The organism is Vibrio sp. ABG19 (assembly GCF_029962385.1).
Classification (GTDB): Bacteria; Pseudomonadota; Gammaproteobacteria; order Enterobacterales; family Vibrionaceae; genus Vibrio; species Vibrio ostreae.
In genome coordinates this window covers 1,962,449-1,986,611 of record NZ_CP071708.1, presented here as the reverse complement: position 1 = coordinate 1,986,611, position 24,163 = coordinate 1,962,449, and the positions used below count along the sequence as shown (strand labels likewise).

Below are 24,163 nucleotides of genomic sequence, written 5' to 3'. Positions count from 1 at the left end.
ACGATTAGTGGTGAGCCCATTCAACGGTACTCAGGTCCACACCCTCTTTATACATATCCCATAGAGGAGACATGTCGCGTAGTTTGTTGACTGCTACACGAATCAGTTCGACTGCGTAGTCTACTTCTTCTTCCGTCGTAAAACGACCGAATGAGAAACGAATTGAGCTGTGAGCCAGTTCGTCGTTCAGACCCAGCGCACGCAGTACGTACGATGGTTCCAGACTGGCTGATGTACACGCACTGCCTGAAGAGACGGCGATGTCTTTCAGCGCCATCAGCAGTGATTCACCTTCAACAAACGCAAAGCTGATGTTGAGGTTGTGCGGAACACGCTGTTCCAGGTCACCGTTGATGGTCACGGCTTCCATATCTTTCAGGCCATCCAGCATGCGGTTACGCAGTGCCAGAGCGTGATCGTAATCTTTCTGCATGTCTAGCTTAGCGATGTGGAACGCTTCACCCATACCTACGATCTGGTGAGTAGCCAGAGTACCTGAACGGAAACCACGCTCGTGACCGCCGCCGTGCATTTGCGCTTCGAGACGGATACGCGGCTTACGACGCACGTACAGAGCACCGATACCTTTCGGGCCGTAGATTTTGTGTGCAGACAGAGAAATCAGGTCCGCTTTCACTTCCTGAACATCGATAGGCAGTTTGCCTGCTGACTGGGCTGCGTCAACGTGGAACACGATTTTACGTGCACGGCACAGTTCACCAATCGCGGCGATATCCTGGATAACACCGATTTCGTTGTTCACGTGCATGATAGAAACCAGAACGGTGTCATCACGCATCGCAGCTTCCAGCTTAGCCAGGTCGATCAGACCATTTGACTCAGGCTCAAAGTAAGTCACTTCAAAGCCTTCACGCTCAAGCTGACGAGTGGTATCGAGTACCGCTTTGTGTTCAGTTTTGCAGGTGATGATGTGCTTGCCTTTCTTGCTATAGAAGTGGGCAGCACCTTTAATCGCCAGGTTGTCAGATTCAGTCGCACCAGACGTGAATACGATTTCACGCGGGTCTGCATTCAGAAGATCGGCAATTTGCTCACGTGCGGCATCTACCGCTTCTTCTGCCTGCCAGCCATAACGGTGAGAGCGCGATGCCGGGTTACCGAAGTTACCGTCCATCGTCATGCACTGAACCATCTTTTCAGCAACACGTGGGTCTACAGGTGTTGTTGCTGAATAGTCTAAATAAATAGGCAGTTTCATTTTTTACTCCAATGTAAACATTGCCGCTATGAGCGAACGTTAATACCAACGGGTGCCGCACCGATAGTGACGGTATTTGATTTCTTCTGGGACAACCCTTGGTTAACCGCGAGACCAATATCCTGGCGGTCTGAAATCTCTAAAACTTCGTTATCAATCATCAACTCACCCAGAGTGATGTTGTTGAGGAAGTCGCTGATGCGTGAGCTTAGGTCACGCCACAATGTGTGGGTCAAACAACGGGTTCCACCCTGGCAATCACCTTTGCCGTTACACTTGGTTGCATCCACGGATTCATCAACCGCTGCAATCACAGTACCGATTGAAATCGTGCTGGCATTCGCGCCGAGGCGGTAACCGCCACCAGGTCCGCGTACACTGGCCACCAAGCCTGCTTTACGCAGCTTAGAAAACAGCTGTTCTAAGTAGGAAAGCGAAATACCCTGACGTTCTGAAATGTCCGCCAGTGGCACTGGGTTCTGTTGCGAATGCAGAGCCACATCTAACATGGCTGTTACTGCATATCTTCCTTTAGATGTAAGTCTCATATCACACCGTATCCACATTGTTTCTGTGGTTAGGAGTGTTCCATACCTGACCAATATGGTCAAGTATTTATTTGACTAAATTACTCGGGTATTTACCCCTACCATTGACATGGTCAATAATGTCAGCCGTTACTGATTATCGCGCTGATTTTTCTCAACTGCCGTTAATATACCACGCAATATATTCAGTTCCTGCTCCTCAGGTCGCGCACGGCTAAACAAGCGACGCAACTTGTTCATCACCTGACCCGGTTTGTCCGCAGAGATGAACTGGGTCTCCAGCAACACCTTTTCAAGGTGGCTGTAGAACATTTCCAGCTGGTGATGACGTGGGTATTCCACTTCCGATGCCGGTGCAAACTGCGCCTCCTGCTGGTTAAGATACGCAACGCGGATCTCGTAGCACAGCGTCTGTACTGCCATGGCCAGGTTGAGCGAGCTGTACTCCGGGTTGGCCGGAATCGCGACGTGATAATGGCACTTTTGCAGCTCTTCGTTGGTCAGGCCAGTCCGTTCACGACCAAATACGATCGCAACTTTGTGATGCAGGCCTTCCTGGGCGAATTTTTCGCCACACTCACGCGGGTCGAGCATCGGCCATTCCAGCGTACGCGAGCGCGCACTGGTGCCCACCACCAGGCCGCAGTCATCCACCGCCTGCTCCAGCGTAGTCACAATCTGCGCGTTGAGAGCAATATCACTGGCACCGGCGGCCAGTGCGATGGCCTGAGCATCGACTTCACATTGCGGATCCACCAGTACCATTTGCTTTAGCCCCATGACTTTCATAGCACGAGCTGCGGAACCGATATTGCCAGAATGCGACGTTCCGACTAAAACCACCTTAACATTGTCTAACATTGCGTTATTACACCCCTAAAATTAGCGCGCCCGAATCTTAACATAAACCTGAGTAAAATGGTCAGACCCTTTCCCGCCCCCGACCGTTAAGCGCACAAAAAATAACCACTTCCCTTTTGGTAGAGTTTTGGTATACTGCCGCCCGCTTTTTCGTTCTTTAACATCCGTTGGGAAAACCGTATGCATCCTATGCTAAACATTGCTATTCGCGCAGCGCGAAAAGCAGGCAACCATATTGCCAAATCTCTAGAAAATGCTGAGAAAATCGAATCAACTCAGAAAGGCACGAACGACTTTGTTACTAACGTAGACAAAGAAGCAGAAGCAATCATCATTGCGACTATTCAAAGCTCTTACCCGGAGCACTGCATCGTTGCCGAAGAAGGCGGTCTTATCGAAGGTAAAGATAAAGACGTACAATGGATCATCGACCCACTGGATGGCACCACTAACTTCATGAAAGGTTTACCTCACTTCGCGGTATCTATCGCCGTGCGTTTTAAAGGTAAAACTGAAGTTGCTTGTGTTTATGACCCAATGCAGAACGAACTGTTTACCGCACAACGCGGTTCAGGCGCACAACTGAACAACGCGCGTATCCGCGTCCAACCAGTGAAAGATCTGCAAGGTACTATCCTGGCAACTGGCTTCCCGTTCAAACAGAAACAGCACTCAGAATCGTACCTGAAAATCCTGTCAGCTCTGTTCGTTGAGTGTGCAGACTTCCGTCGTACCGGCTCTGCAGCACTGGATCTGTGTTACCTGGCGGCTAACCGTGTTGACGGTTACTTCGAGCTGGGCCTGAAACCTTGGGACATGGCAGCAGGTGAACTGATCGCCCGTGAAGCTGGCGCAATCCTGACTGACTTTGCCGGCGGTACTGATTACATGAAATCAGGCAACATCGTTGGTTCAAGCCCACGTGGTGTAAAAGCGATTCTTAAGCACATCCGTGAAAACGGCAACAGCGCTATCCTGAAATAAGGCGCTGGTCAGCCCGTGCTGACGGCTGTGAAAACTGGACTACTGTAAAAACTGAATACCGCACGCGGTGGTTCAGGCAAGACAAATAACAAAGCCCCGGCACTGCCGGGGCTTTTTCGTTTCAGGCTAATGCTATCAAATGAATATAGCCATTAAGCCTCGCACAATCACTCTCAGCGGTTGAGAACGTTGAGCAGATCCTGCGTCGTGCCCACTTCACCCAACATGGGGAACACCGCGGCAATACTGTGTGCGTGGTTATCGAGATTAAGGTCGGTCATGGCATCGCTGCACAGAGTGACGTTATAACCGAGCTCAAACGCCTGACGCGCGGTCGATTCAACCCCGATGCTGGTGGCAATACCGATCACCACCACCTGAGTCACCCCCAGAGCCTGCAGCTGCTGATGCAGTTCAGTATTGATCAGCGCGCCCCAATTTTGCTTGGTGATCAGAATCTCATCACTATGCCGTGGCAGTTCATCCACCAGCGTGCTCCAGTTATCCGGCAGCGAACCATGTGACCCCAGGCCGCGGTCCACGCGTCCCGGCGCTGCACCGGCTACATTGACCAATACCACAGGTTGCTGATGCTGATGAAAAGCACTGATCAGCTGCGCTGCGTTCTCCAGGACACCCGGAACGGTCTGCTGCGGTGGCAGCGCAACAATGCCGTGTTGTAAATCAATCACGATCAGCGCAGTCTTGTTATCAATTTGAGTGATAGCCATGATCTCTCCTATTCTGGTTATCTATCCGCCGGGCGATTTTTCGCCCCGGCGCGGCCAATTTGCAGGCCTGAAAAGAAAAAAGCCACTGACAAGTCAGTGGCTTTCGTAATGTTATGGCAGCTCGTCCAGGTCAGCGCCCTCTTTTTCCACTTGGGGTGGCATGAGGTGCTCACGAGTTATGCCCAGTTTCAGCGCCAGGGCTGAAGCCACATAAATCGACGAGTAAGTACCGACTGTGATACCCAGCAGCAGTGCAGTCGCAAAACCGTGGATATTGGCACCGCCCTGTACGAACAGCGCAATCACCACAAACAGCGTAGTACCTGAAGTAATCAGAGTACGGCTCAAAGTCTGGGTAATCGAGATATCCATGACTTCAGGTGGCTCGCCTTTACGCAGTTTACGGAAGTTCTCACGAATACGGTCAAACACCACTATGGTATCGTTGAGTGAGTAACCGACCACGGTCAGCAGCGCCGCAACGATAGTCAGGTCCACTTCAATCTGCATCACAGAGAACACGCCCAGGGTAATGATAACGTCGTGTGCCAGTGCCAGTACTGCACCTGCCGCCAGACGCCATTCAAAACGCATCGATACGTAAATCAGGATACAGATCAGCGAGACCAGAATCGCCAGGCCGCCCGCTTCGGTCAGTTCATCCCCCACGTTCGGGCCGACAAACTCGATGCGACGCATTTCAACGTTTTCACCCGTGCCCTGCTTGATGGCATCGATGATCTGGTTACCCAGAGTTTCACCGGCAACGTTGTCACGCGGACGCAGACGAACCATCACCTCACGCGCTGAACCAAAGTTCTGCACCGTGGCATCACCAAAGCCTTTCGCTTCAAGTGACGTACGGATCTGCTCCAGGTTAGCCGGCTGCTCAAAGCCCACTTCAATCAGCGTTCCGCCGGTGAAGTCGAGGCCCCAGTTAAGCCACTTGGTCGACAGAGTGAAGATCGATGCACCGATCATCAGCAGTGAAAACACAAACGTCACTTTCGACCAGCGCATAAAGCCGATCGTATGGTCTGCTTTCATTAATTGAAACATAATACTTCCCGGCCTCAGATCGACAGTTTCTTGATGCGTTTACCGCCGTACGCCAGGTTGACGATACAACGCGTGCCGATGATGGCTGTAAACATGGAGGTCAGAATACCGATTGACAGTGTCACCGCGAAACCTTTGATCGCACCGGTACCCACAGCAAACAGAATGATGGCTGTGATCAACGTGGTGATGTTGGCATCCGCAATGGTACTGAACGCGTTAGCGTAACCTTGGTGAATCGCCTGCTGCGGATTACGTCCGTCGCGCAGCTCTTCACGAATACGTTCAAAGATCAGTACGTTGGCGTCCACGGCCATACCGACGGTCAGAACGATACCGGCAATACCCGGCAGCGTCATGGTGGCACCCGGAATCATCGACATAATACCGATGATCAGCACCAGGTTAGCCGCCAGCGCCATGTTGGCAATCAGACCAAACTTACGGTAGTAAAGCAGCGTAAACAGCATGACCGCGACCATACCCCAGATACAGGCCTGAATACCCATATCGATGTTCTGCTGACCCATTGACGGACCAATAGTCCGTTCTTCAACGATAGAGATAGGCGCGATCAGCGCACCGGCACGCAGCAGCAGCGCCAGGTTATGCGCTTCAGAGACCGAGTCGATACCTGTGATGCGGAAGTTACGGCCCAGGGCAGACTGAATGGTTGCCTGGTTGATGACTTCTTCATGCTTGGTCAGGATGACTTTGCCTTCCGGCGTCTTCTTACCGCTGTCTTTGTACTCGGCAAACACGGTCGCCATCAGCTTACCGATGTTCTTCTTAGAGAACGCCGCCATCTTGCTGCCGCCTTCACTATCGAGTGAAATGTTCACCTGAGGACGGCCGTATTCATCTGCGCTGGAGCTTGCATCCGTGATGCTTGAACCACCCAGAATGACACGTTTTTTCAGCACAACCGGACGACCTGAACGATCGGTTTTCACCTCACTGCCCGGTGGTACACGGCCTGCAGCCGCCGCTGACAGATCAACACTGTCATCGACTTCGCGGAATTCCAGCGTCGCCGTAGCACCGAGGATTTCTTTGGCACGTGCCGTGTCCTGAACACCCGGCAGTTCAACCACGATGCGCGTTGCACCCTGACGCTGAACCAGTGGCTCAGCCACACCCAGTTCGTTCACCCGGTTACGTAAAATAGTGATGTTCTGTTCTACGGCGTAATTACGGATTTCCTGCAGACGCGTTTCCGTAAAGGTTGCCGTCAGAGTGTAATCCCCTTCCGCATCAGAAGAGACAAACGTCATATCGCGATGTAAAGGCGTCAGGACACGACGGGCTTCATCCACCTGTTCAGCACTGCGCAGGATAATTTCCACCGAGTCGGACTGAGGACGAATCGCGCGATAACGAATTTTCTCTTCGCGCAGCTCGCTACGGAACGCTTCTTCCTGTTGGCCGACCAGCTTTTCCATCGCAGCGTCCATGTCCACTTCCATCAGAAAGTGCACACCACCACGCAGGTCAAGACCCAGCTTCATTGGCGCCGCACCGATAGACTCCAGCCAACCAGGGGTTGCCGGGGCCAGGTTTAACGCTACGATCTTATCACTGCCCAGCGCTTCGCCAATAACGTCGCGGGCACTAATTTGAGTATCGGTGTCTTTAAATCGAACCAGAATAGATCCATTTTCGAGAGCAATGGATTGATGAGAGAGATGCGCTGCATCGAGCGCTTGAGTGACAGCATCCAGCGTTGACATATCTACAGAGGCGCCACGCGCCCCTGTAACTTGAATAGCCGGATCTTCACCGTAGATATTTGGAAGTGCGTATAATGCGGAGATGGCAATAGCAAAGACTACCATCAGGTACTTCCACAATGGATAACGGTTTAACACAGCGAGGATCCTCTAGCTGTTTTATAGAGATTTCAGCGTACCTTTAGGCAGCACTGCAGTAACGAAGTCTTTTTTGATCACAACTTCATTGTTTGCGTTCAGTTCAATCGATACGTAATCGTTGTCTTCCGCGATCTTAGTGATTTTACCCACCAGGCCACCGCTGGTCAGAACTTCATCACCTTTTGACATGGATGCCATCAGGTTCTTATGCTCTTTTACGCGCTTTGATTGTGGGCGGTAGATCATGAAGTAGAAGATCACCGCGAACATGCCAAGCATGATCAGCATTTCAAAACCACCACCTTGTGGGGAACCTTCACCTGCTGCATGTGCTACAGAAATTAAACTCATTGAGAAACGTCCTCTAAGTTATTGTTGTCTAATTGTGGATTTTATTGGGCTGCGCCAGATTAAATTCAAGCTATTCAGCGTATAAATCTAACCTGGCGCACGAAATCACGCTTTTTCTGTCTGCAGTGGTGGCACTTCGCGGTTACGACGGGCGTAAAACTCAGTGACAAACTGCTCAAAGCGGTCTTCTTCAATCGCACTGCGAATGCTCTCCATCAGGCGTTGGTAATAACGCAGGTTATGGATAGTATTCAGACGTGCACCCAGGATTTCGTTACAACGATCCAGGTGGTGCAGGTACGATTTTGAATAATTTTTGCAAGTGTAACAGTCACAGTGCGGATCAAGCGGTGATGTATCCGTTTTATGTGATGCATTACGGATCTTAATCACACCGCCAGTCACAAACAGGTGACCGTTGCGCGCGTTACGGGTTGGCATCACGCAGTCAAACATGTCGATGCCGCGGCGCACGCCTTCCACCAGGTCTTCCGGTTTACCCACGCCCATCAGGTAACGTGGCTTATCTTCCGGCAGTTGCGGACAGGTATGCTCCAGTACGCGGTGCATGTCTTCTTTTGGTTCGCCAACGGCCAGGCCGCCGACCGCATAACCGTCAAACCCGATCTCGGTCAGGCCTTTTACCGACACATCACGCAGATCTTCATACACACCGCCCTGCACAATGCCGAACAGTGAGTTGGTGTTTTCCAGTTTATCGAAGTGATCACGTGAACGCTGAGCCCAGCGCAGTGACATTTCCATCGATTTTTTCGCTTCATCGTGGGTCGCCGGGTATGGCGTACACTCGTCGAAAATCATCACGATGTCCGAACCCAGGTCTTTCTGGATTTCCATCGATTTTTCCGCATCCATAAAGATCTTGTCGCCGTTGACCGGGTTACGGAAATGCACCCCTTCTTCGGTGATCTTACGGATGTCACCCAGGCTGAATACCTGGAAGCCGCCTGAGTCAGTCAGGATCGGACCTTGCCAGTTCATGAAATCGTGCAAATCTCCGTGCATTTTCATCACTTCCTGACCCGGGCGCAGCCACAGGTGGAAAGTGTTGCCCAGCAGAATTTCTGCCCCCGTCGCCGCCACTTCTTCCGGTGTCATGCCTTTAACCGTACCGTAAGTGCCCACGGGCATAAATGCCGGAGTTTGTACTGTGCCACGCTCAAAGGTCAGTTGACCACGACGAGCGGTGCCATTAGTTTTTTTCAGTTCGAACTTTAACTTCACAAAGCCTCCAAATGTCAGAGAAACAGTCTGACGGATTTACATCGCCCGGATAAGAGTCCTGACGACGATAGATTAAATAAGGTTTATTGCGTTTTTGCGCTGTGGCTGATTTATGCCGTACGCTTACGAATAAACATCGCATCACCATAACTAAAGAAGCGATACTGCTGCTGCACGGCATGCTGGTAGGCTGCCATGGTGTGCTCGTAACCGGCAAACGCACTCACCAACATGATGAGGGTCGATTCCGGCAGATGGAAATTGGTGATCAGACAATCCACCAGTTGGTATTCATAACCGGGGTAGATAAAGATCTCGGTATCGCCAAAGAACGGCACCAGCTCAGTACCGTTTTTCAGTGCATCCTGCGCCGCACTCTCCAGTGAACGTACTGACGTGGTACCGACAGCAATGATGCGCCCGCCACGTGCTTTGGTCGCAGCAATGGCATCCACCACTTCCTGCGGTACTTCCACATATTCGGCGTGCATGTGGTGATCGTTGATATTCTCAACCCGCACCGGCTGGAAGGTACCTGCACCGACGTGCAGCGTAACGTAAGCCAGTTCGACACCTTTAGCCGCAATTTGTTCAAGCAGCGCCTGGTCAAAGTGCAGACCAGCCGTCGGCGCGGCGACCGCACCCGGCTTCTGGTTGTACACCGTCTGGTAGCGCTCTTTATCGGCATCCTCATCCGGACGGTCGATATAAGGCGGCAGCGGCATATGACCAATCTGGTTAAGAATGTCCAGCACCACAGTGTCGGCAGTGAAACGAATCTCAAACAGCGCATCGTGACGCGCTTCCATCACCGCATGAAACTCGTCGTTTTCGCCCAGATACAGTTCAGTGCCTGGTTTGGGCGGTTTCGAGCAACGTACGTGGGCCAGAATCGAGTGCTCATCGAGCATACGCTCCACCAGCACTTCCAGCTTACCGCCAGAGGCTTTGCGGCCAAACATACGCGCCGGAATCACCCGGGTGTTGTTGAAAACTAATAAATCGCCCGGTTGCACACAGTTGAGCACGTCTTTAAAAGTGCCATCAACCAGCTCACCGGAGTTACCATCTAGCTGCAGCAGACGGCTGGCGGTACGTTCCGCCATCGGATAGCGAGCAATCAGCTCGTCCGGTAGTTCAAAATCAAAATCTGAAACTTGCATGACTTTCTGTTGATTCTCTCGGCTTTCGCCATTATCGGATGGGTGCGACGGTTTAATTCGCGGCGCGGCAGTATACCTCAAGATGAGAGATTCATCGACATTTGCGTGTTCGGGTTTGCAGTTTTTGCCTGCGCTGATTGTGCCGGATAGCAACCTGATTTGAAAAGCGCCCGATTGTAATCAAACATGACACTTGCCTTTCTCGTCCGCTGCAACAGATAACAAAAACCGACTGAACTCTCAGATATTTACCGGCAAAAAAACTATAGTTAGGGAAAAGAGATAATCCATGAACACGTTATCTGCCCGGTGCGGCAAGCAGGCGAGCCAGTTGCTGTGGCAGACTTTGCCAGGTGGCGGAGCGCTCAGCGCCTGCGACCGCAACAAGAACAGGAGTCGGTTATGATCAAGGTTGAAGATATGATGACGCGCAACCCGCATACTCTGGAGCGCACCCACACTCTCGCCGATGCCAAAAACATGATGGAAGCGCTCGATATTCGCCATATTCCGGTGGTGGACATCAACCGCCAGTTGCTGGGCATTGTCACTCAGCGCGATATTCTCGCCGCTCAGGAGTCCAGTCTGCATAAAAGTCCGCTTGAGCAGGAAGAGATTCAGCAAACTCCGCTCTATCAGGTGATGCATACCAGCGTGATGAACGTGGCACCGCAGGCCGGACTGAAAGAGAGCGCCATCTATATGCAAAAGCACAAAGTCGGCTGTCTGCCGGTAGTCGCGAAAGGCGAACTGGTCGGCATCATTACGGACAGCGACTTTGTCACCATTGCGATTAATTTACTGGAACTGAGCGAAGAGGTCGAGCCAGAAGAGCTGGAGCCGGAAACGGACTTCGACGACAGCGAGCTGTAAAGCCGACCCCATCCCATCGATTGGCTTGCAATAGATTGGGTTGGCCATCAATAGTGACTGCGGCGCGAGCAAAGCTTGCAACGAAAAGCATCGTCTCAAAACCATACCGCCTGGCGTATAAAGGCTGATGTAAAAAGCTGACGTAAAAAAGAGCGGCCGGGGCCGCTCATTAGATGGATGGTGACAGTAATGGTGATAAAGCAGTGCCCGTCCGGCACTGCTCTCCGGTCAGAACTGATCTTCTTCGGTTGAACCGGTCAGCGCCGTCACCGACGACTGGCCGCCCTGAATGGTGTTGGTCATCTTATCGAAGTAACCGGTCCCCACTTCCTGTTGGTGCGCCACAAAGGTGTAGCCTTTTTCTGCCGCCTGGAACTCGCGGCGCTGCACCATTTCCACGTAATGACGCATACCTTCACCCTGAGCATAAGCATGAGCCAGTTCAAACATGTTGAACCACATATTGTGGATGCCGGCCAGAGTGATGAACTGATATTTGTACCCCATGTCTGCCAGCTCCTGCTGGAAGCGGGCGATGGTGTCCGCATCAAGGTTTTTCTCCCAGTTAAACGATGGCGAACAGTTGTAGGCCAGCAATTGATCCGGGTACTGGGCATGAATCGCTTCGGCAAACTTACGCGCTTCTTCCAGATCCGGCTTGGCGGTTTCACACCACACCAGATCGGCATACGGAGCATAAGCCAGACCACGCGCAATCGCCTGATCGATACCGGCCCGTACGCGGTAGAAACCTTCTGCCGTGCGCTCACCGACAATGAAGTCCGCATCATACGGGTCGCAATCCGAGGTAATCAGATCCGCAGCGTTGGCATCGGTACGGGCAATCACCAGCGTGGTCGTGCCCGCCACATCCGCTGCCAGACGCGCCGCAACCAGTTTCTGCACCGCTTCCTGGGTCGGCACCAGAACTTTACCGCCCATGTGACCACATTTTTTCACTGACGCGAGCTGGTCTTCAAAGTGCACCCCGGCCGCACCGGACTCAATCATCGACTTCATCAGCTCATACGCATTGAGCACGCCGCCAAAACCGGCTTCTGCATCGGCGACAATCGGCAGGAAGTAATCAATCCCGCCCTCATCCTGCGGCGACTTGCCGGATGACCACTGGATTTGGTCAGCACGGCGAAAGGCATTATTAATGCGCTTTACCACGCTCGGCACAGAATCAACCGGATAGAGCGACTGGTCCGGATACATAGTGCTGGCGGTGTTGTTGTCTGCTGCGACCTGCCAGCCGGACAGATAAATCGCTTCAATCCCCGCTTTGGCCTGCTGCACTGCCTGACCACCAGTCAGTGCGCCCAGACAGTTCACATAGCCTTTTTTGGCATGGCCGTTGACCAGTGACCACAGTTTGTCAGCACCACGCTGCGCGATGGTGTTGGCCGGCGTCATGGAACCGCGCAGGCTGACCACCTCTTCCGCACTGTAAGTACGTTTGACGTTTTTCCAGCGTGGATTGGTGGCCCAGTCTTTTTCCAAAGCTTCGATTTGTTGGCGGCGAGTCAGTGTCATAATCATTCCCTCTTGTTATACGCTTGTGGCGCATGGTCATCCTTTTCGCTATCAGCACATCCCGGCCTGATATTGATGAGACGTTCACGTTATTGATTGTTGTTAAAATATGTCATCGGCACGACGCGAATGTGCGCCGGGCGGTATCCTGGCATCAATCCAGATAGTCATACCCGGGTATGGTCAGGAAATTACTCAGTTCATCACTGGTGGTCAGGCTTTCCATCAGCTCGGCCGCCTGCTCAAAACGGCCGGCCTGAAAACGTGCCTCGCCGATTTCCGCTCTGACCACCTCAATCTCCTCGGCGAGGTAAGCGCGGAACAGTTGCTTGGTCACGACCTGGCCGTTATCCAGCGCTTTGCCGTGCTGAATCCACTGCCAGATAGAGGCGCGGGAAATCTCAGCGGTGGCGGCATCTTCCATCAGGCCGTAAATCGGTACACAACCGTTGCCGGAGATCCACGCTTCGATGTACTGCAGAGCCACCCGGATGTTGTGGCGCATGCCCTGCTCTGTGCGCGGTCCTTCGCATGGCTCAAGCAGGTCCGCCGCATGAATCGGTGCATCAGCCATCCGGCTGACATCGAGCTGGTTACTGCGCTCACCCAAAACCTCACTGAACACGTCCATCGCGGTATCGGCCAGGCCCGGATGCGCAACCCAGGTGCCGTCATGGCCATTGGTGGCTTCGAGCATTTTGTCAGTGCGAATTTTATCCAGCACCCGCGCATTCTCCTGCGGGTCTTTGGCCGGAATAAACGCCGCCATGCCGCCCATGGCAAACGCGCCGCGCTTGTGACAGGTGTAAACCAGCAAGCGCGAATAGGCGCTCAGGAACGGTTTATCCATGGTGACGACCTGACGGTCCGGCAGGACACGATCCGGATGCTTTTTCAATGTTTTGATGTAGCTGAAAATGTAATCCCAGCGTCCGCAGTTCAGACCGACAATGTGCTCTTTGAGCGCGAACAGGATTTCGTCCATCTGGAATACCGCCGGCAGAGTTTCAATCAGCACGGTCGCCTTAATCGTGCCGGTATCCAGACCGAAATAGGACTCGGTAAAATGGAAGACTTCACTCCACCATTTGGCTTCCTGATGCGCCTGCAGTTTCGGCAGGTAAAAATACGGACCGCTGCCTTTTTTCAGTAACGCCTGATAGTTGTTGTAAAAATAGAGCGCAAAGTCGAACAGCGCGCCCGGGATCACCATGCCGTCAAACTGAACGTGTTTCTCTTTGAGATGCAGGCCGCGCACCCGGCAGATAAGTACCGCCGGATCGTTCTTAAGCTGGTAGCTCTTGTCGTTGTCCGGATTGGTGTAGCTGATGGTGCCATTCACCGCATCACGCAAATTGATCTGGCCGTCGAGTAACTTGTCCCAGGCCGGCGACATCGAATCTTCAAAATCAGCCATAAACACTTTCACGTTGGCATTTAAGGCATTGATGACCATTTTGCGCTCGGTCGGTCCGGTGATTTCGACCCGGCGATCCTGCAGATCGTGCGGAATCCCGAGGATCTTCCAGCTGCCTTCGCGAATATCCTGCGTCTCAGTAAGAAAATCCGGCAGCGCCCCTGCATCAATCTTGCTCTGACGCTGCTCGCGTTCAGCAAGCAGCCCGTCAACCTGCGGCGCAAAGCAGGCACACAAGTCAGCCAGAAACGCCTGGACTGGTTTTGAGAAGATCTGCGCCTGGGTCTGAGTCACATGGCCGGTCACATTGAGCCGGGTCAGATTGTCGCCTGATTGATGCCCGGCGGTATGCTGAGTTGCGGCGCTATCTTGAGTACAGGCAGAGCCTTGTTCTGGCGTTTGAGCAAGCATGAGTCCTTCCTTAGAATCGTTAACAAGCAACATTTGTAAGTTTTGAACTACAAACGCTTCTTGCGCCTCTTGGCAGTGAGTATCTTCCTTTTCCTCAGCCAGCGGTAAACTGCATTAAATGTTGCGCTGCGGCGGCTGAGGTTTAAGTGCTAAAAACATAATTAAAATCTACTCCAACAAGGAAGTAACGAAAACCCCCTCAAGCCACCAAAGCTGAAATTCGAAGTTTTATTCCGCTGCCGATTTAGGGGTATCTCACTAGGCAAATCCGTAACTAATTACGTAATAAAATTACAGTGAAATTGAGTCTGTTAAAAAGGGTCAAACAGCAGATACAGATGAGGGAAATATCGCCAGAGGTTGCACAGACGGGGTATCAGCAGAGTGACCCGAGCGGGTTTAAAACCGGTGACTAAGGAGTTTGTGTAAAATTTACTTTGTGAAGTTTTACGATTTTATGAAAGGTTCACTCAGAATGTTCTGTAAAATTTTACAATAAAAAAATCACCAGCAGAGTTTAATACTAAAAAATGCGCCTATATCAGCGCATTTTCACTAGTATTCGACCACTCTACGGCGCTGGCTACGCCAATTCTCGACCTGAGAAGACCTAAAGCAGCTCCGAAACCACCTCCGCCAGACGCTCAAAAGTGTGACTCCGCGAAGAACTCGGGCGCCACACCAGACCAATTTCCCGCGATGCCTGCTGGCCGGGCGGGTCGATCACCACCAGATTCTGGTTATCAAGTAAACCGTGTTTGATCGCCATTTGCGGGATAAAGGTCGTCCCCAGCCCATTCGCCACCATCTGCACTAAGGTATGCAAACTGGTGGCAGTAAACGGATTGATCTTCTCTTTATCCGTCAGCTTACAGGCCGAAACTGCGTGCTCGGTCAGACAGTGTTCATTCTCGAGCAGAAAAACCGAGTTGTCCGGCAGGTCATCATATTTGATCGGCACCCGAATCGCGTCCGCCTGTTTACGGCTGATCACCATGCGGAACGGATCCTGGCCGACCACGCGACTTTCCATACTGCCGATATCCATCGGCAGTGCCAGCAGCAGCACATCCAGCTCGCCGTTACGCAAGGCGGTGAGCAGATTGGCGGTGGTGTCTTCGCGCAGCAACAGATGCAGCTGCGGATAGTGCACATTGACTTCCTGCACCAGATCGCCGAGCAAAAAAGGGGCGATGGTCGGAATGCAGCCGAGTTTGAGTTGCCCTTCCATTAAGTCGCCCTGACACTGTTTACCCAGTTCCATCAGATCCTGGCCACGCGCCAGCAGCTCGCGCCCTTGTTTCACCACCTCTTCACCCGCCTGGGTAAACACCAGCGGGCTTTTTTTATCTTTCTTTTCATACAATGGGCAGCCAATCAGCTCTTCCAGATTCTGAATCCCTTTACTTAGCGTCGACTGACTGACAAAACACCGCTCGGCGGCATCACTGAAATGACGGGTCTCATGGAGCGTCACCAGGTAATGCAGCTGCTTTAAACTGGGCCATTTATTCATCGTAAGTTTAGTCTTTGTTCTGTTTCTGTTTTTTTCGCCGGCAGATTTTTGGCTCATCGCTTTTTTCGATAAACTTAATCTATTTAATTCGCTTTTTTCTATACTACGATCTGTACTATAGTTTGTCTCGCAATTATACGGACTGGGTTAACTAATCTTGGTAACCCGGAACTAACCATTAATCTTAGGAGCAAAAAAATGGTACTAGTAGGTCGTCAAGCCCCTGATTTTACTGCTGCAGCAGTGCTAGGTAACGGTGAAATCGTTGATAACTTCAACTTCGCAGAATTCACTAAAGGTAAGAAAGCGGTTGTTTTCTTCTACCCACTAGACTTCACTTTCGTTTGCCCATCTGAGCTGATCGCATTCGACAAACGTTTCGAAGACTTCAAAGCTAAAGGCGTAGAAGTAATCGGCGTTTCTATCGATTCTCAGTTCTCTCACAACGCATGGCGTAACACTGCTATTGAGAATGGCGGTATCGGTGAAGTTCAATACCCACTGGTTGCTGACGTTAAGCACGAAATCGTTAAAGCATACGATGTTGAGCACCCAGAAGCTGGCGTTGCTTTCCGTGGTTCTTTCCTGATCGACGAAGACGGCGTTGTACGTCACCAAGTTGTTAACGACCTGCCACTAGGCCGTAACATCGACGAAATGCTGCGCATGGTTGACGCTCTGAACTTCCACCAGACTCACGGTGAAGTATGTCCTGCACAGTGGGAAGAAGGTAAAGCTGGTATGAAAGATTCTCCAGCGGGCGTAGCTGCTTACCTGTCTGAGCACACTGCTGACCTGAACAAAAAATAATTCACCTCTTAAACGCCCGCGCTCAAACCGGGTTTGTGGTTGGATTATAAGTGATACAACTCGCCAATCAGTTTAAGAAGTAAAGTCTGTAAAGCCCCGATCACCGAGCGGGGCTTTTTATTTGCCTTGTCCTCACTCAATGGCTTGTGCTCAGGCAATGGCGGAAATGCCTCACCATCCGCTTTACCTCTATTTCCTGCCCTCTGCGCTAGCGAACCTTGCTACAATCTGGGCTCTGTTTTCTGACTGGTCGCCAAACAATGCCTTATCATCTCGAAGTCTGTATCGACACCATTGAATCTCTGCCGCATGCTCTGGCTGGCGGTGCCACCCGTATCGAACTGTGCTCGTCACTGGCCCTGGGCGGCCTGACACCAAGTTTCGGTTTAATGCGCCAGGCCGCGCAACGTTCCAGTGTCCCGGTGTACGCTATGATCAGGCCGCGCCAGGGCGATTTCCTCTACGACGCTGACGATATCGCCTGCATGCAATACGATATCGCGGCGGCCCATCAGGCAGGATTGCAGGGCGTCGTGCTGGGACTGCTGACTGAACATGGTCAAGTGGATACACAGCGCTGCCGGAAACTGATCGAACAGGCGCACAGCCTTGGCCTTGGCGTAACCTTTCACCGCGCCTTTGACCAGTGTCAGGACGCGCAGCAGGCGCTGGAGAGCATCATTGAGCTTGGCTGCGAGCGGCTGCTCACATCAGGTCAGGCGCCAACGGCGCTGCAAGGTGCCGACCTTATCGCCGAGCTGGTCAGGCAGAGTAACGGACGGATTGCGATTATGGCGGGTGCCGGGGTGAATGCCGCCAATGCGCCGCTCCTGGCGCAGCACACCGGCGTGACTGAGCTGCACCTGTCGGGCAAAACCACCCGCGCCAGCAAGATGCGTTTTATCGCCGCGCAGAGCAAAATGGGCGCCGCTGCAGTGGATGACTTTGTGGTACCGGTCACCGACCGTCAGACGATTGCCGATACCGCATCAGCTCTCAAATCAGGAGCATAAGCCTGTTGATGCATTAGGTCGGTGCTAATATGCGCTTATCAAAGGAGTGAACGATGACCAAATTAAAAAGAAAAGTGTACGAGAAAGAGCTCGAACGGCTGCAGGTTGAACTGGTTAAGCTGCAAGAGTGGGTCAAACATGAAAAGCTCAAAGTCGTGGTCATTTTTGAGGGCCGCGATGCCGCCGGCAAAGGCGGCGTCATCAAGCGTATCACCGAAAAGCTCAATCCGCGGGTGTGCCGGGTTGCCGCTCTGCCCGCACCGACGGAAAAAGAGAAAACCCAGTGGTACTTTCAGCGTTATGTTGCCCATCTGCCGGCGGCTGGTGAAATCGTGCTGTTTGACCGCAGCTGGTATAACCGCGCCGGGGTAGAGAAAGTGATGGGATTTTGCAGCGGCGAAGAGTATGAAGAGTTTCTGCGCTCCTGCCCGGAATTTGAACGAATGTTGCAGCGCTCCGGGATTATTCTGCTCAAATACTGGTTCTCGGTCTCTGATGAAGAGCAGGAAAAGCGCTTTCTCGAGCGGATCAAAACCCCGATTAAACGCTGGAAGTTCAGTCCGATGGATCTGGAGTCCCGTCACCGCTGGGCCGATTACTCCAAAGCGAAAGACAAGATGTTCGCCTACACCGATACCAAGCAGTGCCCTTGGTGGGTGGTGCCTTCCGATGACAAGCGCAGTGCACGCCTTAACTGCATCAGCCATCTGCTCAGCAGCATCGAATATCGCAGCATTGAATATCCGCCCATCCACCTGCCGGAAATCAACAAGGAAGGCTATGTTCGCTCGCCGATAGAAGAACAGACGCTGGTACCGCTCAAGTATTAACCCGCACGATAACAGCGCCGCTTGCGTCGGCGCTGTTATTTGTAGCGATTGATGTACGCACCGCTCTTTATATACGCGCCGTTCTTTGTGTAGGCTCAGGTCTAACGCAGTGCGTCATCGATGCCTTCATCGCCAAGGTGGCGCACATCCTTACCTTTGACGAAATAGATGATGTACTCACAGATGTTCTGGCAGCGGTCGCCGACCCGCTCGATGGAGCGCGCCGACCACATCACCTGCAGAATATGCGGAATGTTTTTCGGGTCTTCCATCATGTAAGTCATCAACTGACGAATCACCGCTTCGTACTCTTTGTCGAGCTTGTCATCCAGCTTATGCACCAGAGCAGCCGCTTCCACGTCCATACGCGCAAACGCATCGAGCACCTGATGCAGCATATCTATTGCCTGACGACACAAGGGTTCGAGCGAGACATGAAACTGACTCTCTTTAGCATCCGGGCTCTCAATCGCCACATAAGCAATTTTGGTCGCCACGTCGCCGATTCGTTCCAGATCAGTGATGGTCTTAATGATGGCCATGATCAAGCGCAGGTCTTTTGCCGTCGGCTGGCGCTTGGCAATAATGCGCGTGCACGCCTCATCAATCGACACTTCCATCGCGTTGACTTTATGGTCATCGCGCACCACTTTGCGCGCCAGATCTTCATCACCTTTATTGAGCGCCTGCATGGCAAATGACAACTGCTGCTCAACCAGGCCTCCCATCGTCAGCACATGCGTGCGGATCGACTCCAGCTCCACGTTAAACTGTCCTGAGATATGACGACCTAATTGCATATTGATTCCTTTATCGATTAACCGTAGCGCCCAGTAATGTAGTCTTCAGTCTGTTTTTTCAATGGTGAAGTAAAAATAGAATCGGTATCTGCGTACTCGATCAATTTTCCCATATGAATAAAAGCGGTATGGTCACTGACCCGGGCAGCCTGTTGCATATTGTGGGTGACGATCACCACGGTGTACTTGGTTTTCAGCTCGTGAATCAGCTCTTCGATCGTCAGGGTGGAAATCGGATCCAGCGCCGAAGTCGGTTCATCAAGCAGCAGAACTTCCGGCTCAATCGCAATCGCACGCGCAATCACCAGGCGCTGCTGCTGACCGCCGGACAGCCCAAAAGCATTCTCATGCAGGCGCCCTTTAACCTCATCCCACAAGGCGGCCGCGCGCAGCGCATGCTCAGCGGCATCATCCAGCGCGCGGCTGTTACGAATCCCCTGCAGGCGTAACCCATACACCACATTCTCGTAAATCGACTTCGGAAACGGATTGGGGCGTTGAAACACCATGCCGACCCGGCGGCGCAGCGTCGGCACATCCACGTCCGGCGAGTAAACATTCTTGCCGTGCAGTTTGACTTCGCCCTCGACCCGGCAACCTTCGACCAGATCATTCATCCGGTTGATGCAGCGCAGCAAGGTCGATTTGCCGCAGCCGGACGGGCCGATAAATGCCGTGACCTGGCCTTTGGGAATCCGCATCGAAATATCGTTCAATGCCCGGGTCTGTTTGTAAAACAGATTGAGGCCTTCGATCGCAATCGCAGTCTGTTTATCGGTTAAGTTGTTGACGTCGAGCGGCGCCTGGTAACCCAGCGCCTGATTGACAGAAAGCATTTAATCTTGTCCTAAAGTTCGGTATTTCTCGCGTAAGTTATTACGAATGCTGATCGCCGTGAGGTTGAGCGCCACAATCACTGTCACCAGCAAAAATGAGGTCGCGTACACCAGCGGGCGCGCCGCTTCAATATTCGAAGTCTGAAAGCCGATGTCGTAAATATGAAAACCGAGGTGCATAAACTTACGTTCCAGATGAACAAACGGGAATTCCCCGTCCACTGGCAGACTTGACGCCAGCTTGACCGCCCCGACCAGCATCAGCGGTGCCACTTCACCCGCCGCACGCGCAATCGCCAGGATCAGTCCTGTAATCATAGCAGGGCTGGCCATCGGCAGAACAATGCGCCAGATAGTTTCAAACTGAGTCGCGCCTAACGCCAGAGAGCCGTGGCGCACCGAGAGCGGAATCCGGGTCAGGCCTTCTTCGGTCGCCACAATCACCACCGGCAGCGTCAGCACGGCCAGAGTCAGGGCTGACCACAACAGGCCAGGCGTCCCGAACGTCGGCGCAGGCAGACGCTCGGCATAAAACAGCTGGTCGATCGAGGCACCTATGGTGTAAACAAAAAAGCCGAGGCCAAACACACCGTACACAATGGACGGAACCCCGGCGAGGTTAATCACCGCAACCCGGATCAGGCGGGTAAAGGTATTGTCTTTGGCGTATTCATGCAGATAAACCGCGGCCACCACACCGAGCGGCATCACGATGACCGACATGATCAGCACCAGAAAAACCGTGCCGAAAATGGCGGGGAAAACGCCGCCTTCCGAGTTGGACTCACGCGGATCATCGGACAGAAATACCCACACCTGCTTGCCCCACTGCGCAATTTTTTCCCCCAGCGTCATGTCATTCGGAAACCAGTAATCGAGAATCTGACTGAGCGGAATCCGCACCTTGAGGCCATGCATATCTTCCATCAGCAGCGCCTGATGACTGAGCTGGGAGCGCAGAAAATCTAGGTGCTGCTCCGCCTCAACCAACTTGGCATCCAGCGCTTGCTTGCGCTCACGATAACGAGCCAGATAGTCGTCAGTTAGCTTGCCGTTCAGTTCATGACGGCGCCGCTCAAGACGCAGGTTTTCGACCTGATTACCAATCTGGCGAATCTGTTGATTAATCACGCCATCCATCTCGGCGCGCAGTTCCTCGGCCTGCTCCAGCCCCTGGCTGAGCAAGGTCTCGATGTGCGGGCTGATGTTGCCATTAACCTGTTCAAAACCAAGCGGCTTGCCGTAAAACTGGCCGTCACGGGCCCGCTCTATCACCATCCAGCCGGCGGGTTTGGTCGGCTCACTCAGCTTGAGCGCCAACATAGAGACAAAATCGCTGCCATACAGTTCACGGTTAGCAATTTTGATATTGAGCCGTGTCGCGCTGCCCGCTTCGATCACCTCGTCCGGTAGCTCGATATCCATATCCTTCAAATGGCTGACCGGCACCGATTCCGATGCATACAACTGCCCCACCAAATACTGACCATCTTGCGATTGCCACTGGTAAAGTGGCGCCGGCCAGAAATAGGTCAGCCCTTTCCAGCCGATCAGCAGCAGCAACCCCAGTACCGAAATCAGACTCAGGCTGACTGCACCACCGGTTAACCAAATCCATGGCGCGCCGGATTTCATCCAGTGCGAAATTTTCATCTGCAATCCATTAGTTTCCTTGGTAACCTATTAATTTCATTGGTAACTCATTAATTTCATTGGTAACCCATTACAACGAACGATACTTAGCGCGCAGTCGCTGACGTACCCATTCCGCCAGCGAGTTAACCGCAAAAGTAAACATAAACAGCAGTAACGCCGCCAGGAACAAAATACGGAAATGCGAGCTGCCCACTTCTGATTCCGGCAATTCAACCGCAATCGTGGCCGACAAGGTGCGCATGCCTTCGAGAATATTCCAGTCCAGGATTGGCGTATTACCGGTCGCCATCAGCACGATCATGGTTTCTCCCACTGCGCGTCCCAGCCCCATCATCATCGCCGAGAAAATACCCGGACTGGCAGTGAGCAGCACAACATGAATCAGGGTCTGCCACGGTGTCGCACCCAACGCCAGCGAACCATCGGAGAGGTGCTTCGGTACGGAGAAAATCGCATCTTCCGCGATGGTGAAAATGGTCGGGATCACGGCAAAGCCCATGGCAAAACCGACCACCAGCGCATTACGCTGGTCAAAATCGATACCGTGCTGGGCCAGAAAAACCTGAACGTCGCCGCCAAACAGCCAGCGCTCAATGTCTGTGCTGTACGACAAAATCACCACGCTCACCGCCAGCAGCACCGGGATCAGGATCAGCGCATGCCAGCCACCAGCCATTCTGCGCAGCCAGGTTTTCGGCAACGATGACCAGACCAGGCCTATCAGCACCGCCGACAAAGGTAAAAACAGCACCAGCGCGGCAATCGCACTGAGGTTATTCTCCACAATCGGCGCAAACCACAACCCGGCGAGAAAACCGATGATCACCGTCGGCAGCGCTTCCATCAGTTCAATACTCGGCTTGACCACCCGGCGCATTTTCGGGGCCATAAAATAAGCGGTATAGATGGCGCCCAGCACCGCTATCGGCACCGCGAACAGCATGGCATACAAGGCCGCTTTAAAGGTCCCGAACGCAATCGGCACCAGGCTGAATTTGGCCTCGAAATCATCACTGGCTGATGTCGACTGCCACACATACTGCGGCTCAGGGTAGCTTTCGTACCACACTTTCTGCCACAGAGACGAGAATGACACTTCCGGATAGCCGTTATCCACCTCAGCCACGCTGATGGTGCCACGATCATACGTCGCCAGATAGCGTTCATTGGATGACATCGCCGCCAGCTTCGGCACCTGCTGATAGGCGCGGGCGAACACCACCAGTTTGTCGCTGGTGGTGTAGTGACTCTGCACCGTACCGTTCTGATAAAAACTGTAAAAGCCCTTACTGTAAGTATCCGGCAGAATAAAACGCAGCTGCTCGGCCAGTTTAAAATCCCGGATCTGGGTCAGGTGGCGTTCGCCGTTGTGTAACACGTCAAACCATTGAGTGACCAGTCCGTCCTGATGGGAAACCAGCAGTGAGTAGGCACCGGACAACAGATAGATGGCACTGACAGCATGGTCGGCTTGACCCTGGCTGAGATCAATCACCTCACGCACGCGGTAATTCAGGCCGTCGCGCACTGCCACCGCCAGCTCAGAACCGGTGCGCAAATACAAAGTGCGTCCGTCCGGAGTCAGCTTGATCTCATCAAGCTGGTCAAACGGGGCCGCAAAAGTAAAGTCATGACGAATGGCCGGATTGCCCCGCTCAGCCCAATGCACAGAAACCTGATTATCCGACTGGTAAGTGGCTAAAAAGACCGTGCTGTCGCTGACCGCCAGCGCCAGTTGCTGAATATGAATTGACTCCGGCAACAGTGACCAGTCCGTACCGAGCGGCAGCGCTTCCAACTTAGGAATAAACAGACGCCCCTGCGCGCTGACGGTGTTGGTAAAATGGGGACGGGCGATATAGACCCGGTTAGCCGCGTCCGTCACGGCGAACCAGCGCGTATCGGCCATACCAGCCGCAAACTGCACCGGTTCCAACGGCAATGATCCGCGCCACAATGGCTGGCTGCGCTCATGATTGAGCGACCAGAATTCGGCCTTGCCCTGCGCGCTGAGGACAAACGCGTGCTCACCGTAATCATCCACCGCCAGCATCTTAGGCGCCGGCGTGTTAATCGGCTGACTGGCATAGCCGGTTTCCAGTTTCGCATCAGAAAACAGCGGCAGGACCACCAGAACCAGATAGATAAAGATCAGAATCAGGGCGCCAAGCACACTGACACCACCACCAGTCACTGCAAGACGGACAAGACGATCCTTAATAATTCGTTTTTGATCCCGCTCTTTCAATGAAAACTCGGCCTGTGCCATCAATCCCTCTACCTCTGCCGCTCCGCTACACGAAAATGTCATCAAAATGCGATTGCACGCCCGAATACGAGCAGGCCTTAACCTGTCTGAAGGGGAACGCCTGAAGAGTGTGACTCTCAGCGGTGAAATCCGGCCTGGGTGACAGAGTGCCTGTAAACCTT

The 24,163-nt window shown here is 52.8% G+C and carries 21 protein-coding genes; 5 read left to right on the top strand and 16 right to left on the bottom strand.

Features of this window, described 5'->3' with window-relative positions:
• Window positions 1-4: 4 nt before the first annotated feature.
• The 3 genes from J0X00_RS15400 to trmJ form a co-directional block, all read right to left on the bottom strand.
• A complete protein-coding gene (locus J0X00_RS15400) occupies window positions 5-1,219 on the bottom strand; it encodes an IscS subfamily cysteine desulfurase (protein WP_136483476.1) in 1,215 nt (404 codons plus the stop codon).
• 26 nt (window positions 1,220-1,245) lie between these two features.
• Entirely contained in the window at window positions 1,246-1,767 is a 522-nt protein-coding gene (gene iscR / locus J0X00_RS15395; protein WP_136483475.1) for a Fe-S cluster assembly transcriptional regulator IscR, read from the bottom strand.
• A 129-nt stretch (window positions 1,768-1,896) separates the two neighbouring features.
• Entirely contained in the window at window positions 1,897-2,628 is a 732-nt protein-coding gene (gene trmJ, locus J0X00_RS15390) for a tRNA (cytosine(32)/uridine(32)-2'-O)-methyltransferase TrmJ (protein WP_282477144.1), read from the bottom strand.
• Window positions 2,629-2,808: 180 nt separating this feature from the next.
• Here trmJ and suhB point away from each other — a divergent pair, with 180 nt between their 5' ends.
• Window positions 2,809-3,612: an inositol-1-monophosphatase gene (gene suhB / locus J0X00_RS15385; RefSeq protein WP_136483473.1), complete on the top strand. Its 804-nt coding sequence runs from the start codon at window positions 2,809-2,811 to the stop codon at window positions 3,610-3,612.
• Window positions 3,613-3,785: 173 nt separating this feature from the next.
• Here suhB and J0X00_RS15380 read toward each other — a convergent pair whose 3' ends face one another.
• The 6 genes from J0X00_RS15380 to queA form a co-directional block, all read right to left on the bottom strand.
• Window positions 3,786-4,343, bottom strand: coding sequence for a cysteine hydrolase (locus tag J0X00_RS15380; protein ID WP_218562254.1), 558 nt, complete (start codon window positions 4,341-4,343; stop codon window positions 3,786-3,788).
• A 111-nt stretch (window positions 4,344-4,454) separates the two neighbouring features.
• On the bottom strand, window positions 4,455-5,402 hold the full coding sequence (gene secF, locus J0X00_RS15375) for a protein translocase subunit SecF (RefSeq protein WP_136483471.1): 948 nt from the start codon (window positions 5,400-5,402) through the stop codon (window positions 4,455-4,457).
• Between the two features lie 14 nt (window positions 5,403-5,416).
• The gene (gene secD, locus J0X00_RS15370; protein WP_218562255.1) at window positions 5,417-7,270 is read right to left on the bottom strand and encodes a protein translocase subunit SecD; all 1,854 of its coding nucleotides are present in this window, start codon (window positions 7,268-7,270) and stop codon (window positions 5,417-5,419) included.
• 21 nt (window positions 7,271-7,291) lie between these two features.
• The gene (yajC, locus tag J0X00_RS15365; protein WP_136483469.1) at window positions 7,292-7,624 is read right to left on the bottom strand and encodes a preprotein translocase subunit YajC; all 333 of its coding nucleotides are present in this window, start codon (window positions 7,622-7,624) and stop codon (window positions 7,292-7,294) included.
• 105 nt (window positions 7,625-7,729) lie between these two features.
• Window positions 7,730-8,869 carry a tRNA guanosine(34) transglycosylase Tgt gene (gene tgt, locus J0X00_RS15360; protein ID WP_136483468.1) on the bottom strand — a complete coding sequence of 380 codons (1,140 nt, stop codon included), beginning with the start codon at window positions 8,867-8,869 and terminating at the stop codon, window positions 7,730-7,732.
• Window positions 8,870-8,979: 110 nt separating this feature from the next.
• On the bottom strand, window positions 8,980-10,032 hold the full coding sequence (queA, locus tag J0X00_RS15355; protein ID WP_282477143.1) for a tRNA preQ1(34) S-adenosylmethionine ribosyltransferase-isomerase QueA: 1,053 nt from the start codon (window positions 10,030-10,032) through the stop codon (window positions 8,980-8,982).
• Between the two features lie 402 nt (window positions 10,033-10,434).
• Between queA and J0X00_RS15350 the strand changes: the two genes are divergently transcribed.
• Complete coding sequence (locus J0X00_RS15350) at window positions 10,435-10,905, top strand: CBS domain-containing protein (RefSeq protein ID WP_136483466.1); 471 nt, start codon at window positions 10,435-10,437, stop codon at window positions 10,903-10,905.
• A 228-nt stretch (window positions 10,906-11,133) separates the two neighbouring features.
• Here the strand turns inward: J0X00_RS15350 and aceA are convergent, their stop codons facing one another.
• From aceA to J0X00_RS15335, 3 genes are all read right to left on the bottom strand, one after another.
• Window positions 11,134-12,444 carry an isocitrate lyase gene (gene aceA / locus J0X00_RS15345; RefSeq protein WP_136483465.1) on the bottom strand — a complete coding sequence of 437 codons (1,311 nt, stop codon included), beginning with the start codon at window positions 12,442-12,444 and terminating at the stop codon, window positions 11,134-11,136.
• A gap of 154 nt (window positions 12,445-12,598) precedes the next feature.
• On the bottom strand, window positions 12,599-14,305 hold the full coding sequence (aceB, locus tag J0X00_RS15340; RefSeq protein ID WP_256612066.1) for a malate synthase A: 1,707 nt from the start codon (window positions 14,303-14,305) through the stop codon (window positions 12,599-12,601).
• A gap of 577 nt (window positions 14,306-14,882) precedes the next feature.
• Entirely contained in the window at window positions 14,883-15,788 is a 906-nt protein-coding gene (locus J0X00_RS15335) for a hydrogen peroxide-inducible genes activator (protein ID WP_136483463.1), read from the bottom strand.
• Between the two features lie 198 nt (window positions 15,789-15,986).
• On the opposite strand from J0X00_RS15335, the gene J0X00_RS15330 reads away from it, so the two are divergent.
• From J0X00_RS15330 to ppk2, 3 genes are all read left to right on the top strand, one after another.
• Entirely contained in the window at window positions 15,987-16,598 is a 612-nt protein-coding gene (locus tag J0X00_RS15330; protein WP_136483462.1) for a peroxiredoxin C, read from the top strand.
• 260 nt (window positions 16,599-16,858) lie between these two features.
• Entirely contained in the window at window positions 16,859-17,611 is a 753-nt protein-coding gene (locus J0X00_RS15325) for a copper homeostasis protein CutC (protein ID WP_136483461.1), read from the top strand.
• A gap of 53 nt (window positions 17,612-17,664) precedes the next feature.
• On the top strand, window positions 17,665-18,441 hold the full coding sequence (gene ppk2, locus J0X00_RS15320; RefSeq protein WP_136483460.1) for a polyphosphate kinase 2: 777 nt from the start codon (window positions 17,665-17,667) through the stop codon (window positions 18,439-18,441).
• A 101-nt stretch (window positions 18,442-18,542) separates the two neighbouring features.
• Here ppk2 and phoU read toward each other — a convergent pair whose 3' ends face one another.
• From phoU to J0X00_RS15300, 4 genes are all read right to left on the bottom strand, one after another.
• On the bottom strand, window positions 18,543-19,241 hold the full coding sequence (gene phoU / locus J0X00_RS15315) for a phosphate signaling complex protein PhoU (RefSeq protein ID WP_136483459.1): 699 nt from the start codon (window positions 19,239-19,241) through the stop codon (window positions 18,543-18,545).
• Window positions 19,242-19,258: 17 nt separating this feature from the next.
• Window positions 19,259-20,077 (bottom strand): phosphate ABC transporter ATP-binding protein PstB, encoded by an 819-nt coding sequence (gene pstB, locus J0X00_RS15310; protein ID WP_136483458.1) that lies wholly within the window; start codon window positions 20,075-20,077, stop codon window positions 19,259-19,261.
• Window positions 20,078-21,724 (bottom strand): phosphate ABC transporter permease PstA, encoded by a 1,647-nt coding sequence (gene pstA, locus J0X00_RS15305; RefSeq protein ID WP_282478305.1) that lies wholly within the window; start codon window positions 21,722-21,724, stop codon window positions 20,078-20,080.
• Between the two features lie 76 nt (window positions 21,725-21,800).
• Window positions 21,801-24,002 carry an ABC transporter permease subunit gene (locus tag J0X00_RS15300; RefSeq protein ID WP_282478304.1) on the bottom strand — a complete coding sequence of 734 codons (2,202 nt, stop codon included), beginning with the start codon at window positions 24,000-24,002 and terminating at the stop codon, window positions 21,801-21,803.
• Window positions 24,003-24,163: the final 161 nt, after the last annotated feature.